This is a genomic window from Amycolatopsis sp. WAC 04182 (genome assembly GCF_003947465.1).
GTDB lineage: Bacteria > Actinomycetota > Actinomycetes > Mycobacteriales > Pseudonocardiaceae > Amycolatopsis.
In genome coordinates this window covers 748,911-763,258 of sequence record NZ_QHJJ01000004.1, presented here as the reverse complement: position 1 = coordinate 763,258, position 14,348 = coordinate 748,911, and the positions used below count along the sequence as shown (strand labels likewise).

At 68.8% G+C, this 14,348-nt stretch carries 14 protein-coding genes; 2 read left to right on the top strand and 12 right to left on the bottom strand.

Annotation, left to right across the window (positions count from 1 at the left end; translation table 11 throughout):
- Positions 1–189: 189 nt before the first annotated feature.
- Together DMH01_RS23860 and DMH01_RS23855 are read left to right on the top strand one after the other, a co-directional pair.
- Complete coding sequence (locus DMH01_RS23860; protein ID WP_125679453.1) at positions 190–1,806, top strand: alpha/beta hydrolase; 1,617 nt, start codon at positions 190–192, stop codon at positions 1,804–1,806.
- Positions 1,807–2,023: 217 nt separating this feature from the next.
- The gene (locus DMH01_RS23855) at positions 2,024–2,299 is read left to right on the top strand and encodes a helix-turn-helix domain-containing protein (protein ID WP_125679452.1); all 276 of its coding nucleotides are present in this window, start codon (positions 2,024–2,026) and stop codon (positions 2,297–2,299) included.
- Here the strand turns inward: DMH01_RS23855 and DMH01_RS23850 are convergent.
- The 12 genes from DMH01_RS23850 to DMH01_RS23795 all read right to left on the bottom strand — a co-directional run bounded on the left by DMH01_RS23850 (position 2,296) and on the right by DMH01_RS23795 (position 14,166).
- A complete protein-coding gene (locus DMH01_RS23850; protein ID WP_233621647.1) occupies positions 2,296–2,871 on the bottom strand; it encodes an EndoU domain-containing protein in 576 nt (191 codons plus the stop codon). The genes DMH01_RS23855 and DMH01_RS23850 overlap by 4 nt on opposite strands.
- Positions 2,872–2,947: 76 nt before the next feature.
- Positions 2,948–4,195 (bottom strand): DUF6297 family protein, encoded by a 1,248-nt coding sequence (locus tag DMH01_RS23845; RefSeq protein WP_125679450.1) that lies wholly within the window; start codon positions 4,193–4,195, stop codon positions 2,948–2,950.
- Complete coding sequence (locus DMH01_RS23840) at positions 4,189–4,794, bottom strand: ABC transporter ATP-binding protein (RefSeq protein WP_125679449.1); 606 nt, start codon at positions 4,792–4,794, stop codon at positions 4,189–4,191. The genes DMH01_RS23845 and DMH01_RS23840 overlap by 7 nt, the downstream gene beginning before the upstream one ends.
- Positions 4,791–5,663, bottom strand: coding sequence for an LLM class F420-dependent oxidoreductase (locus DMH01_RS23835; protein WP_125679448.1), 873 nt, complete (start codon positions 5,661–5,663; stop codon positions 4,791–4,793). The genes DMH01_RS23840 and DMH01_RS23835 overlap by 4 nt, the downstream gene beginning before the upstream one ends.
- Before the next feature lie 86 nt (positions 5,664–5,749).
- A complete protein-coding gene (locus DMH01_RS23830) occupies positions 5,750–7,573 on the bottom strand; it encodes a phosphoenolpyruvate carboxykinase (GTP) (protein WP_125679447.1) in 1,824 nt (607 codons plus the stop codon).
- A gap of 407 nt (positions 7,574–7,980) precedes the next feature.
- On the bottom strand, positions 7,981–8,700 hold the full coding sequence (locus tag DMH01_RS23825; protein ID WP_125679446.1) for a DUF6802 family protein: 720 nt from the start codon (positions 8,698–8,700) through the stop codon (positions 7,981–7,983).
- 109 nt (positions 8,701–8,809) lie between these two features.
- Positions 8,810–9,100 (bottom strand): hypothetical protein, encoded by a 291-nt coding sequence (locus DMH01_RS23820; protein ID WP_125679445.1) that lies wholly within the window; start codon positions 9,098–9,100, stop codon positions 8,810–8,812.
- Positions 9,097–10,938 (bottom strand): dynamin family protein, encoded by a 1,842-nt coding sequence (locus DMH01_RS23815; protein ID WP_125679444.1) that lies wholly within the window; start codon positions 10,936–10,938, stop codon positions 9,097–9,099. The genes DMH01_RS23820 and DMH01_RS23815 overlap by 4 nt, the downstream gene beginning before the upstream one ends.
- A complete protein-coding gene (grpE, locus tag DMH01_RS23810; protein ID WP_125679443.1) occupies positions 10,935–11,420 on the bottom strand; it encodes a nucleotide exchange factor GrpE in 486 nt (161 codons plus the stop codon). Before grpE ends, DMH01_RS23815 begins: the two co-directional genes overlap by 4 nt.
- A gap of 39 nt (positions 11,421–11,459) precedes the next feature.
- Entirely contained in the window at positions 11,460–12,116 is a 657-nt protein-coding gene (locus DMH01_RS23805; RefSeq protein ID WP_125679442.1) for a TetR/AcrR family transcriptional regulator, read from the bottom strand.
- A complete protein-coding gene (locus DMH01_RS23800) occupies positions 12,113–12,592 on the bottom strand; it encodes a hypothetical protein (protein WP_125679441.1) in 480 nt (159 codons plus the stop codon). The genes DMH01_RS23805 and DMH01_RS23800 overlap by 4 nt, the downstream gene beginning before the upstream one ends.
- Before the next feature lie 47 nt (positions 12,593–12,639).
- Positions 12,640–14,166, bottom strand: coding sequence for a dynamin family protein (locus DMH01_RS23795; RefSeq protein ID WP_125679846.1), 1,527 nt, complete (start codon positions 14,164–14,166; stop codon positions 12,640–12,642).
- Between the last annotated feature and the right edge of the window lie 182 nt (positions 14,167–14,348).

The following is a 14,348-nucleotide window of genomic DNA, read 5'->3' as shown; positions in this document are numbered from 1 at the left end:
CGTTCCCTTACCCCCGGATGGTCCCGATGACCCTAGAACCTCTCCCCCGCCCGGGTCACGCGTGCCCGATATCGATTTGATCAGCGACGCCCCATACGACGAAGGGCGGTTGCCGTCGGAGTCCCCGCCGGATATCAATAGCCGCAGTCGCGAACAGGAACTTCGCACGCAAGATCAAAGGGGCATCGGATGAAGAAACTCCGCTATGCGGTGGTGATCCCGGCTGTCGCCGGCACCATGCTGGCCGGGTTCACGCCTGCGTTCGCAGGGCCGGAGGCTGCCGGGCAGCAGCCGCTGAACTCCACCAACATTCCGGCGAAGTACGCGGACCAGAAGCTGGACTGGCACAAGTGCACCGCCAGTGAGCTGCCGTCCGCGCCGCCTCCGGGGGCCGAGAACATCGAGTGTGCGACGTACCGCGCGCCGCGTAACTGGTACAAGACGAACGAGAACATCGACCTGACGATCGCCGTCAGCCGCCTCGCCGCCACCAGCGGCAAGGCGACGGCCAGCGTCATCACGAACCCGGGTGGCCCCGGCGCTCCGGGCCGTAACTTCCCGGCTCGTCTGCGTAACCAGACGAAGCTGCGCGCGAGCCAGGAGATCATCGGTCTCGACCCGCGCGGCACCGGCAAGAGCACGAACATCACCTGCGGCAACGCGATCGGCACCGGCTCGGACCTCGACCCGCGCGACCGCAGCCGGGCGAACCTCAACCTGATCCTGGACGCCACCAAGTACGCGGCGGACTCCTGCCAGGTGAAGTCCGGCGAACTGGGCCCGCTCATCAACACCGCGCAGACCATCCGCGACATCGATCTGCTGCGCGTCCTGCTGGGCCGCGACAAGATCAACTGGGTCGGCTACTCGGCGGGCACCTGGATGGGCGCGCACTACGCGCAGCAGTTCCCCACCCGGACCGGGCGTTTCCTGCTCGACTCCGCGACCGAGTTCACCACCACCTGGCAGAACTCGTTCGACTGGCAGCCGCTCGGCTTCGAGCGCCGCTGGCGTCAGGACTTCCTGCCGTGGATCGGCAAGTACGACAAGGTCTACGGCTTCGGCAAGACCGGTGAAGCCGCGCGCCAGACCTACGAGAAGGTCCGCTTCGCGCTGACCCAGAACCCCGTCGAGGTGGACGGCGTCCCGGTTTCGGCCAACGCCCTCGACTCGACCATCGCGTCGTACCTCTACTCGAAGCGCAACTTCACCGCGCTGGCCGACTACCTGGTCAACCTGAAGACGCTGACCGAGGGCACCTCGACGCAGCAGCAGAAGGCCACGGCCGCGCAGAAGGTCAAGGCGGAGACGGTGGACGGTGACGGCGTCATCGGCCCGCAGCCACTGTTCGTCCCGACCGACGGCGACTCCTACAACGCCAGCTTCTGGTCCATCCCCTGCAACGAGGGCAAGTGGACCGGCAACCGGCAGAGCGTCATCCGCCAGTCGCAGAAGCTGATCGACCGCGATCTGCCGCTGCTCGGCGCCGGCTGGCTGATCCAGCCGTGCATCTTCTGGAAGAACAAGCCGGTCGACCTGCCGAAGCTCGACGGCCGCGGTGTCCCGCCGGTGCTGATCGTCCAGTCGGTGAACGACCCGGCGACCCCGCTCGAGGGCGCGACCCGTGCGCACCGCGCGTTCGCCGGTTCGCGGATGATCACCGTGACCGGTGAGGGTGACCACGGTATCTACGCCGGCGGCAACGCGGGTGTGGACAAGGTCGTGGAGGACTACCTCGTCGACGGCAAGGTGCCGAACGACCAGAGCCTCCCCGGACTCCCACTTCCGGTGCCCGCGGGCGCCTGAAGCCACTAGGGATTGTGGCCCCGTCGAGCTTCGGCTCGGCGGGGCCCTTTTCTTGGAGTTGTCCACGACCTGTGCACAGAGTTGTCCACAGGCTGGGGGTAACTCGGTGGGGACAACTCGGTCGCCGGGGCGGAACTCGCGTGATTGAAGGCGCAACTCGCGTGATTGGAGGCGTAACTCGCGTGTGTCGGGCCGGACCGGTATTAGTATTGGCGCCATGGTGCGAGTGCCGTTGACGGACGAGGAACGCGAACGCGGCGAGCGGCTGGGGCTGGCGCTCCGGGACGCGCGCGCGGCGTCTTCGCGGAGCATGGTCGAGGTCGCGGCGGAGGCCGGGATCTCGGTCGAGACGCTCCGGAAGATCGAGACCGGGCGGATCCCGACGCCCGCCTTCTTCACGGTGATGGCGATCGCGGACGCGGTCGGGCTGCCGCTGGACGCGCTGCGAGCGGCCGCCGAGCACGGCACCACACAGGTCGCGGAAGCGAGTTAGCGGCGCAGGGCGTCCAGTGCGTGGGCCCGGTCGTTCAGGTAGAGGAAGCCGTCGATCGGCAGGTCGAAGCTGTTCAGCAGGCTTTCCAGCGTCGCGTATTCGTCCACGCCCAGCTGCAGGTTTTCCTTCATGGCGTGCGCGACGAGGACGTCGGCCAGCTCTTCCCACTCGCCCGACCAGTGCAGGGTGCGGTAGAACGCCAGGACGTCCGGCGCGATCCGGTCGGAGAGCTGGTCGAGCAGGCTGTCCCCGAAGAAGCTGATCCGGCCGGCGGCCAGGTCCGCGACGGTCGGGTTCGCCGGGTCGGCGGCGGTGTCGGGATTGCGGACCACGCCGGGACCCGCCACCGGATACCCCGTCTTGACGTTGCCGTTGTCCTCGACCAGCACGATCAGGTGCACGCCGTACCGTTCGCCGGCGCACCGCCAGCGGCCGTTGTGGAGTCTGACGCGGGGTTCGCTCGGATCGTTCGCGACGTCCTTGATCACCGCGATGATCTGCTCGTCGGTCCAGCCCGCGGGGAACTCGCTGGTCGCCCGCCGTCCCTTTCCCGGTGCGTGCCCGCCGCCCACTCGTGCTCCTTTCGTCGCATCGAGGGTAACCCGCGTTCGGAGTATTCGAATGATCCGAACGCGGGAACGGGTGACCTCAGGTGATCACGCTGAGCAAGACGGCGCCGACGACGAGCACGTCGACGCCGCGCAGGGCCTGCAGCCCGGCCGCCCCGCCGCTGACGTCGTAGTTCATCGGCGGCCGGGTCGCCGTCCGCGCCGCGGCGACCACGGCGAGCGGGACCGCGAGCCACACCGGCCAGGCCGGGACCACCCCGAGCGTCACCGTCACCAGGCCGAGCAGGATCCCCCAGACGAGGCCGAGCAGCGCGATCACCAGGCCGTTGACCAGCCGCAACTCCCAGTCGGACGCGCCGAGCCACCGCCTGCGGCCGGGGTTGCGCCACAGTTCGCCGAGCCCGCCGACGAACGGCACGAGCGCCGCGTACGCGCCGATCGCGAACAGCGGCGCGGCCGGGATGGCGGGGAAGGCCAGATGCGCGACGCCGACCAGGCACGCGATCACCACACTGGCCGCCGTGTAGCGCATGCGGCCGAGCACCCCGGCCCACGCAAGACGCAGCGTCGTCGGCCGCCGCAGCGACAGCCACGGCACCGGCTTCGATTCCGGGATCAGCAGCATGGGGTCCATGAAGACCGCGGCCATCGCCCGCAGGAGCCGCGCGTTCCAGCCGTCGACGAGTTCCTGGCGCCCGACCCCGGACATCGGCTCGCCGCCGAAGGCCACCGCGACCGCCACCACGAACAGCGCGCCTGCCAGCGCCTCGACGGCGATCGGGCCCCATCCCGCGGCCGCGAACGCCAAACCGGCCATGGCGAGCACGACCGGCGCGAGCGTTTCCCCGCGGATCGCGGTCCGCCGCACGGTGACCGCCGCCAGGATCGCCCCGGATGCGGTCAGCGCCGACATCGCGACCCACACGTCCTTCGCACCGCCACCGATCGCGGTGACCAGCGCCCCGGTGTAGCCGACCACGACGACCAGGCCGGACCAGAGCGTCCACATCCGTTTGACGACGACGCGGCGCCGGTCGACGCGGGCGAAGTCCATCCACGTCAGCGCCGCCGGTTCGGCCCAGACGAAGCCGCGGCGCAGCAGGCCGCGCCAGAACATCGCGCACAGCACGATCAGCAGCCCGAACACCGCCGGGAAGTCCACAACGGACTGTCCAAAAAGGAAATTCCTGAGCTTGGGCAGGTTCTGGAAGGCGGTGAACAGCGCGCCGAAGCCGAACAGGGCCAGGAAGGTCTGGTAGTCACCGTTGAACAGGCCGCCGAATCGCTGTCGTCCCGGGACGTGCGTGGGGGCTTTCGTGGTCACCACAACTCGAGGGTGGAGTCGGCCGCTTCGAGCAGCGGGGGATGGTGCGTGGCCACGACGACGGCCGCCCCGGCGTCGGTCGACCGCTTGATCAACGACGTCAGCCATTCCTTCCCGGCGGCATCGAGCGCCCGCTCGGGCTCGTCGAGCAGCAGGACGTCGTGCGGGCGCGCGGTCGCGCCGAGGAGCAGCAGACGACGGCGTTGCCCGGCCGAGAACTTGCCCGCGGTGACCTTCGCGCGTTCCGAGAGCCCCGCGTCCACCAGAAGCGCGTCGAAATCGCCGAGATCGGTACCGAACGAGCCTTCCAGCAGTTCGAGATGCTGCAACGGGGTCAGCTCGGCGAAGAAGTCGGAGTCGTCGAACAACACAGAAACCTTGCGGCGGAAGGAAATCTCGCGTTCGTCAGGCTTACCGCCCGCGACGACGACGCGGCCCCGCTGTGGAGTCTGCGTTCCGTACAGGCACCTCAGCAGGGTCGATTTCCCGACCCCGTTGGGGCCGACGATGACCGCGCATTCGCCCGCCTCGACCTCGAAATCGAGGCCGTCGAACAGCCAGTGCTCCCCGGCCTGGACGCCGAGCCCGCGTACGTCGATCATTTGCCGCGCAACAGCTCGATCACCGGTGCGAGCGCGTCCATGTTGTGCTCCAGCACGGTGAAATAGGTGAAACCGAACCGCTCGCGGTGCGCCAGGATCTGTTCGGCGATCTGCTCGTGGGTGCCGACGAGAGCCGTCGGAAGTTCGGCGAGCTGGTCGACGGTGAGCTTGCCGTCGAGCAGTTCTCGCAGGCTTTCCAAACCCGTTCGCCGGTCTTCGACCACGGCGACGAAATGCGAGAGGATATTGAGTTCGGCTTCGCGGCCGTTCAGTTTCCCGCGGACGAAGTTCACCCGCTCCTCGATTCCGGCCGCGTCGTCGACGGCGAGCGCGCCGCCGTCGGGAACGGCCGCCGTGCCGGTGAATCCGATGATGTCGGCGTGTTCGGCGGCGAGCGTGAGCAGCCTGTCGCCGCGTCCGGCGATCATCAGCGGCGGGCCCGGCTTCTGCACCGTCGGCGGTTTGTGGCTTTCGTCGGCATAGAGCCGGTTCAGCACCTTGATGGTGTTTTCGAGATGGTCGACGCGCTTTCCGGCGCGCGGGAACTCCATCCCCGCCGCTTCGAATTCGGCTTTCACGTAACCGGCCCCCAGGCCGAGTTCCAGCCTGCCCTCGGTGAACTGATCCGTGCCGGTGACGTCGCGGGCCAGCAGCACCGGGTTGTAGAAGGCGGTGTTGATGACGAAGGTGTTGAGCCGTGGGCGGCTCGTCACCTCGGCGGCGAGCACGAGGGCCGGGAACGGCGGCGCCATGCCGAGATGGTCGGCCGCGCCGATCACGTCGAATCCGAGGTCCTCGGCCTTGCGGCACTTCCCGACCCACGCCGCACGGGTCTCCGGGACGACCATGTTGACGCCGAATTTGACCATGCGGCCACGGTACCGAGAGCGAAAGAAGAAGGCCTCATCCCCGGGAATGACTCCGGGGATGAGGCCTTTCTCCTACGTTCGGACGATCAGCCGAGACGCTGCTTGAGCGCGTCCAGCTCGTCACGCAGCGAAGCCGGGACCTTGTCGCCGATCTTCTCGAACCACTCCTCGATGAGCGGCAGCTCCTGGCGCCACTCTTCGGCGGAGACGTCGAGCGCGGCCTGGATGTCGGCCAGCGGCTCCTTGAGGCCCTCGGTGTCGAGGTCCTCGGCCTTCGGCACGAAGCCGACCGGGGTCTCGTTCGCGTTGCCCTTGCCCTCGACGCGGTCGATGACCCACTTCAGGATCCGCGAGTTCTCGCCGAAGCCCGGCCACAGGAAGCGGCCGTCCTCGCCACGGCGGAACCAGTTGACGTAGAAGATCTTCGGCAGCTTGTTAGCGTCGGCGTTCTTGCCGAGGTCCAGCCAGTGCTTGAAGTAGTCACCGGCGTGGTAGCCGAGGAACGGCAGCATGGCCATCGGGTCGCGGCGCACGTTGCCGACCGCGCCGGCGGCGGCCGCAGTGGTCTCCGACGACATGGTGGCGCCCATGAACACGCCGTGCTGCCAGTCGCGGGCCTCGTTCACCAGCGGGACCGTGGTCTTGCGGCGGCCGCCGAACAGGATCGCCGAGATCGGCACGCCCTGCGGGTCGTCCCACTCGGGCGCGAGGATCGGGCACTGCGACATCGGCGTGCAGTAGCGCGAGTTCGGGTGCGCGGCCTTCTCTTCCGACTCCGGCGTCCAGTCCTGCTTCTTCCAGGAGGTGGCGTGCGCGGGCTTCTCGCCCATGCCCTCCCACCAGACGTCGCCGTCATCGGTGAGCGCGACGTTCGTGTAGACCGTGTTGCCCTTTTCGATGGTGCGCATCGCGTTGGGGTTGGTGTGCCAGTCGGTGCCCGGCGCGACGCCGAAGAAGCCGAACTCGGGGTTCACCGCGTACAGGCGGCCGTCCTCGCCGAACCGCATCCACGCGATGTCGTCACCGAGGGTCTCGGCGCGCCAGCCGGGGATGGTCGGCTGGAGCATGGCGAGGTTGGTCTTGCCGCAGGCGCTCGGGAACGCCGCCGCGACGTAGTGGACCTTGTCCTCGGGCGAGATCAGCTTGAGGATCAGCATGTGCTCGGCCAGCCAGCCCTCGTCGCGGGCGATGACCGAGCCGATGCGCAGCGAGTAGCACTTCTTGCCCAGCAGCGAGTTGCCGCCGTAGCCGGAGCCGTAGCTCCAGATCTCACGGGTCTCGGGGAAGTGCGAGATGTACTTGGTGGTGTTGCACGGCCACGAGACGTCCTCCTGGCCCGGCTCCAGCGGCGCGCCGACGGAGTGCAGGGCGGGGACGAACTCGCGCTCGGTGCCGTCCTCGGTGACGAACTTGTCCAGCGCGGCCTTGCCGGCGCGGGTCATCACGCGCATGGAGGCGACGACGTAGGCGAAGTCGGTGATCTCGATGCCGAGCTTGGGGTCCTCGGCTCCGAGGGGGCCCATGCAGAAGGGGATCACGTACATCGTGCGACCGCGCATACAGCCGCGGTACAGCTCGGTCATCGTGGCCTTCATCTCGGCCGGGTCCATCCAGTTGTTGGTGGGACCGGCGTCCTCTTCGTTCTGCGAACAGATGAAGGTGCGCTCTTCGACACGGGCGACGTCATTCGGGTCGGAAGCGGCCCAGTACGAGTTGGGCTTCGCGTCGAGCTGCACGAACGTGCCGGCGGTGACCAGCTCGGCGTTGATGCGCGCGGCCTCTTCGTCGGACCCGTCGACCCACACCACGCGGTCCGGAGTGGTCAGTTCGGCGACCTCCCGGACCCAGGACAGCACGCCACTGTGCGTCGTCGGCGCATTTTCCAGTCCAGGGATGGCGACTGCGGTCATCTCTACTCCTGACTTCCGACGGCAGAAGCCCACACCGGGAACGACGCTGTTCCGATGCGGGCTTCGATGCCGGCGACCGAATGGCTTCGCACACCGGCGGGAAAGCCGGTGTGCAGGTTTTGGGATTCCCCGAGAGTAGCCGGATGACCGGCAGGTAACCGAGAGCTGACCTGTCGGTTCTCTCACAAGAACGATAAGGGAATCGATTCAGTATCACCGGAATGGGCCATACGCAGAAATTCTTCCGGTGATCGATGGCACAGGCGCGAGGCCCGCGAAGGACGAATCGGACATGAGAAAGCCCGGTACGAGGGGTCGTACCGGGCTGTTCTGTGACCAGGATTACAGGAATTGCCGCTTCAAATTGGCCTGGACCATTCTTGTATTGGTCCAGGCCATTTCGGGAATCAGTTGGGGCTGATCCACTGGCCGGTGGCGGAATCGATCTTCGCCACACCTTCGAGTGTTTCGGTGCCCGCGCCACCCCACGCCGCGTCGCCCGCCGGGTCCCCTCCGGTCGCCGGGACGCTCGCGAAGGCCGCGCCGATGTCGTTGTTGACCACGCCGCTGCCGACCTCGCTCCACTGGCCGGGGCCGGTGTGCTCGTAGGTCTTGGAGTTGCCGGAGGCGTCGGTCTCCACCGCGATGTCGGCGCTGCCGTCGCCGTCCTTGTCGGTGAAGGCGATCGTGCGGCCGTCCTCCGTCTGGACGACGGCGGTGTCGGGGGTTCCGTCACCGTCGGTGTCGATGGTCGGCGGGCCGACCTCGACGTCGCCGCTGGGCATGTCGGCGTGCATCGTGCCGCTGGTGCCCGCGTCGGAACCGTCGTCGCCGCTGCCGCCGCCCGCTTCGACCCAGGCGCCGGAGGCCTCGTCGTAGACGGCCTCCTGGACGACCTTGCCGTTCTCGTCGAGCACCGCGTACTGGTCGGCCTCGCCGTCGCCGTCGGTGTCGACGAACGCCTGGCCGGTGCCGTCCTCGTGCTGGATGACCGCGGCGTCGTTGACGCCGTCCTTGTCGAGGTCGTAGTTGAGCTCGGCCTGGTACTCCTCGCCGTCAACGTGGACCGTGACCGCCTCCGTGGAGCCCGTCTCGGTGTCCGTGCCGCCGCTCTCGTCGACCCACATGGGATAACCCCCTCGTTGACCTGCTGGTGTGTCGAAGCTTATGACTCACCGTAGGCCGGTTCGGTTCCGGTCCACAACAGGACCACCCGCCCGAGCCGTCCGGAGCGGGCTACTTCGACAGGTGGTCGATCGCCGGAGCGATCACCACGCCGACGAGGAAGACCACCCCGACGACGAGGATCACCACAGCCACGATGGCGAGGAGCACCCGCAGGATCAGCTTCTTGCGGCCCTGCGGGTCACGGGCCGTTTCGCTCAGCCGCTGGAGCTTCGCGGGCAACCCCTTCTGGGGCGGCAGCGGCGGGAACGGGTTCAGCGCGGGACCCGGCTGCGGGAACTGCTGCCCGAAGGGCGGCTGCTGTCCGTAAGGCGGCTGCTGCGGCCGCTGAGGGAAGGTCACGCCTGATTGTCGCGCAGTGACCGAATGCGACCGAGCAGTGCCTCGGCGCGGTCTCGGCCGTCCGAGACGTCCTTGAGGCGCTTCGCGACGACCGAGATCTTCTTCGCCCGTTCCTGCGCGCCCATCTTGATCGTCTTGTCGACTTCCTTCAGCTCCGCCTCGATCGCGTCGATGCGGCGGCCGAGTGCTTCGTCCAGCGCCATCGACAGCTGCTGTTCGGCCTCGATCAGCTGCTCCGCGACGAGCTGGTCCAGCGTGGACCGCGCGTCGGCGATCGCCTCGACCAGCCACTGCTTCATATGCTGCTTGTCCGACGCGTGTTTGCGGGTCCGCGCCATCCACCAGCCGGCGCCGAGGCCGATGATGATCGTGGCCGGCAGGATCACCGGATTCAGGATCGCGACCCCCGCCAGCGGCAGCGCGGCGACCTTCCCGGCGCCGAGGCCACCGGAAACCCCCATGAAGATGAGGAGCTTGTCCTCGGCCGTCGGCGGTTTCTTGTCCGGCGGGCGCAGCACGACCGGCGGGCCGCCCGCCCTGGCGAACTGGCCGCGGATGATTTCGAGCTCTTCGGGCGAGAACAGCTCGGAAAGCGCGACGTTGGTGACCTGGTTGAGCCGCTGGGAGAGCAGCATCGAGATCCGCTGCGACGTCGTCTGCAACGCGATGTCGACCTGCTGCGGCAGCGCGGCGAGGGCGTCCCGTTTCGCGCCGTCGATCAGCTGCCGGAAATGCGTCGACGCGTCGCGCATCTGCCTGCTGGTCTCGTGCCCGACCTCGACACGGGTCCGCTGGATCTCCGCGCGCAGTTTCAGCTGCCAGCCCCGCGTCGAAGACCGGCGTTCGGTGGTCAGGTCGTCGCGGCGCTGGCGCAGTTGTTCGGCTTCGGCCTCGCCGGCCGACAGCGCGCGGCTTTCCGCCTGAAGCTTCGCCTTGAGCTCGCCGAGAGCGCTCGACAACGCGCGCAGGGTGTTGGCCTCGCCCAGCATCGCCGAGCGGCCGACCAGCATCTCCTGCAACGCACCCTGCAGCGCGGCGATCCCGGCCTTCTCGCGCAGCATCGTGGCCATCTGCTCGTTCGGGGCCTTGGCCGCCGTCTCGAACATGCGCGCGGAAACCGGGTGGAACACCGCGTCGGCGAACCGGGGGGCGTGCTCGGCGAGCAGCCGCCGGTCGGCTTCGAGGACCTCGCGCCAGCCGCGGAACTGGTCGGTCTTGGTCAGGGCGAACAGCACGGTCTCGACGCGTTCGCCCATGTCCTGCAGGAATTGCAGTTCCTGCGCGGTGAACGGCGACGACGAGTCCACGACGAACAGCAGCGCGGTGGCGCCGGCGGCGGCCTCCTTCGCCAGTTCGCCGTGCATCGAGTCGAGCCCGCCGACCCCCGGTGTATCCACAATGGACACTCGTTCGAGCAGCGGGACCGGACCGGAGACCTCGACGTAACGCGGCGGGATCTGCCCTTCCGGCAGTTCGTGCGCGGCCGAAACCCAGTGGATCAGTTCGTTGAGGTTGATCGGCACCGGCGCCAGCTGGCCCGGGTAGCAGGCCTGCGCGGACCACTGCTCGCCGTGCTCGAAGACGAGATAGGTCGCCGTGGCGACGTCGGCGTCCACAGGGGACAGTCCCGGCATGGACAGGAGCGCGTTCACGAGCGAGCTCTTGCCGCGGTTGGTCTCGCCGACCACCACGACCGACGGCTTCTTCGGCCGCGCCTTCCGGATGTCCTCGACCCACTTCGCGGCCTGAGGATCCGCTTCGCGGACGACGGTGAGCAGTTGTTCGCGCGTGCTCTTCACGACCGCCGGGAGGTTGGCGGCCGCGCTCGGAGCCGTCACAGGGCCTTCTTCGCGTAGACGATGACGATCGGCGCGCGCAGGACCCGCTCGTGATCGGCGAACCCGACCACCTCGGTCTCCGCGACGAGCCCTTCGAGCGCCGGATCCTCGGTCGCGACCGCGCCGCCCGCCTCGTGCACGGTGGGGTCGAACCGCTGACCGTCCGGGCGCAGGGCACGGACGCCGATCCCGGCGAGCCCGTGTTCGAGCCGCTCGACGACGCCGCCGCTGCGGGCGCGATCGAGGGCGTACAGGCACAGCTGGATCAGCGCCTGCCTGTCGGCGAGAGCCTGTTCGAGGTCGGCCGGACCCGTGGTCGTGGACTCCACATCGGTCTTCGACGCGGCATCGACGGCCTCGGTTCCCTCGGACGGCGAAGTCTCGCCATCCGCTTCGGCGATGATCGCCGCCGGAATCTGGCCGGTCGGCACGTCGTCCGGATTCACGTCATCGACCGGCTTCTTGCGCAGCCAGGCACCCACCCGAATCGACCCCCGTAACTGGTGTCCCGGGCCTACCGATCAGCCCGGGGAGATTTCACCAGTGTCGGGTACGCGTCCGCCAGCCGGGGGCGAAATCGAAAGAACGGGACGGAGGAATCTGGCGATCAGCTCCTTCATCACCGCGAGTTCCGCCGCCGGATCGAGGTCCGGCTCCAGAATCACGCGGGAAAGCGGCGCGTCGACCAAGGCGACGAGCCAGCTGGCGACCGTCTTCGGCTCGAAACCGGGATCGATCCGGCCCGCGTCCACCGCCCGTGTCACCAGGCCGACGAGACCGTCGCGCAGGGCGCGGTCGTTGCCCTGGATGAGCCTGGCCAGCTCGGGGTCACGGGAACACTGCGCGGCGACCTCGAGGACGAGCTTGGCGATGACCGGGTGCAGAAGCTGTTCCGACACGTGCGTGATGACCTGGAGGATGGCTTCCCACGGATCCTCGAGCTCTTCGGCGGCCGCGAGCAGGGCCGCGGTCTCGTCGGCGTCCTGCTCGAAGATGCCGACGAACACCGCACGCTTGTTGGGGAAGTAGTGGAACAGGCTGCCGGTGCTGATCCCCGCGGCGCGGCAGATCTCCGCCGTCGTCGTCTTCTCGAAGCCCTTCATCGCGAAGCAGCCCGCGGCGGCGTCGAGGATGGCGCGGCGTTTCGCCTCGTGCTTGGCCGGGTCGACCGTCCTCATTTCACCGCCGGCGGCTCGTCCTGCCACGGGTAGCCGTGGTCGAGGAAGGCCTTGGCGACGGCTTTGCGGTCGACGTCGCCCTTCTGCCGCACCAGTTCCCGGCCGTCCGCGGCGAGCAGGACGAGCTCCTTGCCGTCGAGGAAGACGGCCTCCAGCCGTGCTTCGTACGCGCGGCTGCGGCCCTTGGTGGTCAGCGTGATGCGGGTCGGCGTCACCTTGACGATCAGCCGTTCGTGCGCCCAGACCGCGGCGAAGAACAGGCCGAGGGCCAGGCCGACGCCGATCCCGGTGACCATGCCCCATGGCCGCGGCATGTCCGAGACGAGCTGGAAGGGGCCCTTGAACGGGACCCAGCTCAGGGACGCCACCCAGCCCGAGATCGACTGGAGGAACCAGCCGAGCGCGGCGCCCGCCAGCGGACAGCCGAGCCAAGAGGCCGTGCGCAGCCACTGGGGCTCGTCGACGATCGTTTCCATACGCCCATTATTAGACCGAGCGCTCGGTTTATCAAACTCGCGGGAGGTCAGTCGCGGATCTGCTGCCAGATGAGGAAGTACGCCCGGTGCACGACGTGCGCGACGCGGCTCTGGGCGGGCGTCGCGCCGAAGGACGCGAAGGAGCGCCACCAGCCGGCGCGCTCCAGGGCGTGGGCCGCCAGCTCGGCGCGCGGAGCACCCGGCTTGCCGAGCTGGGCGCCGATGTCGGCGTTGCTGCCGACCCGCAGGACCTCCTCGGACAGGTCCTCGGGCATGTCGACGGCGCCGGACGCGACCAGCGTGAGCGCTTCGAGCAACCGCAGCTGGTGCGCCTCGGGCTTGGCGAGCAGGACCTCGATCGCGTCGTGGACGCGCTGCCGTTCGGCCGGGTCGCCGGACGCGTGGGCCAGCGCGGTGACCGAGGCCAGGGCGGCGGCCGCCTTGATGCCGTCGGCGCGGGCGGCGAAGACGATGCTCAGCCGCTGGCGGACGGCTTCGAGCCCGGAGGCGTCGAGCAGCTTCCGCCGCAGCGAGCCCGCGGTGATCTCGGGGTCCTTGCGGATCGCCTCGACGGCGTACCGGACGCCGAACAGGTCGAGTTTCTCCAGCAGCCGCAGCCGCGTGCCCGCCGCGACGTCGCATTCCCAGCTGGTGAAGATGTCCGCCGAGATCAGCATGGTCTCGAGGATGTCGTCGTCCATCTCGGCCAGCTGGCGCAGCGCTTCGGCGTCGGGCGAGGTGAACCCGCCGGACTCGGCCGACTCCGCGATCAGCCCGATCACCGGCAGCACGTCCGCGACGCGGGGCTTCAGCGTCGCGGCCTGCTTCTCCGACAGCAGTGTCGCGGCCTTCCACACGTCGCCGCCGGAGCCTTCGACCGACTCCGGCGCGATGGTGTCCGCCTTGTTGAGCACCGCGATCGCGTTGACCGGGCCCGCCTCGCGGCTCGCGGTCGCGGCGGTGAACGCGGCGAGCGCCTGCTGGTCGTCGGCGCGCACGCCCTGAGTGACCACGTAGAGCACGGCTTCGGCACCCGCGACGGCGTTGCGCGAGGTGTCGTCCAGCTCGTCGGAGCCTTCTTCGTCCTCCTCGTCACCGTCTTCGGGCTTACGGTGCTTCGCCGCGCCCAGCAGTTCCTCGGTCCGCGACACCGAAGCGGCGTCGAGCGAGCCGAGGCCCGGGGTGTCGATGACGGTCATGCCCTGCAGGACCGCGTTGGTGAGGTACGCCTCGATATGCGAGACCTTGTCGATGTCGATGCCCAGCTCGGCCGGGATCATCCCGTCGGCGGAGAAGGGCAGCACCTGTTTGCGGCCGTCGGTGAAGACGATCTCGACGCGGTCGACCGTGCCGTACTGGAACCTGGTCACCAGCCGGGTGCACTCGCCGACGTCGGTCGGCGCGACCCGGCGCCCGATCAGGGCGTTGACCAGGGTGGACTTCCCCGATTTGATCCGGCCCGCGACGGCGACCTGCAGCGGGCCGCCCAAGCGCCGCAGCACCTCGGCGAAACCGGCCGCGGTCCGCGCGGACACCTGGGGCTGGAGACGGTGGCAGAGGTTCGCCACCGACATCGACAGCGGGCCGGCGAGACGGCCCTGCTCCGTCGCTGAGGTCACGGTGCCCACCCCTCCCAGTCGTCGAGCACACCGAGGGGAATCGTGCCATGCCGCTCATCCTCGGGTCGCACCGAAGGTGGTACCGGCGACCGACGCGCGAGCGGCACCGGCCGACATAGTGTTACCAGGTGCGACGG

Coding starts and splice junctions, on each gene's coding strand:
- DMH01_RS23825 (WP_125679446.1), bottom strand. CDS start 8,700: ATGTGGGTCGACGAGAGCGGCGGCACGGACACCGAGACGGGCTCCACG.
- DMH01_RS23800 (WP_125679441.1), bottom strand. CDS start 12,592: ATGGAAACGATCGTCGACGAGCCCCAGTGGCTGCGCACGGCCTCTTGG.
- DMH01_RS23860 (WP_125679453.1), top strand. CDS start 190: ATGAAGAAACTCCGCTATGCGGTGGTGATCCCGGCTGTCGCCGGCACC.
- DMH01_RS23805 (WP_125679442.1), bottom strand. CDS start 12,116: ATGAGGACGGTCGACCCGGCCAAGCACGAGGCGAAACGCCGCGCCATC.
- DMH01_RS23835 (WP_125679448.1), bottom strand. CDS start 5,663: ATGGTCAAATTCGGCGTCAACATGGTCGTCCCGGAGACCCGTGCGGCG.
- DMH01_RS23830 (WP_125679447.1), bottom strand. CDS start 7,573: ATGACCGCAGTCGCCATCCCTGGACTGGAAAATGCGCCGACGACGCAC.
- DMH01_RS23840 (WP_125679449.1), bottom strand. CDS start 4,794: ATGATCGACGTACGCGGGCTCGGCGTCCAGGCCGGGGAGCACTGGCTG.
- DMH01_RS23795 (WP_125679846.1), bottom strand. CDS start 14,166: ATGTCGGTGGCGAACCTCTGCCACCGTCTCCAGCCCCAGGTGTCCGCG.
- DMH01_RS23855 (WP_125679452.1), top strand. CDS start 2,024: ATGGTGCGAGTGCCGTTGACGGACGAGGAACGCGAACGCGGCGAGCGG.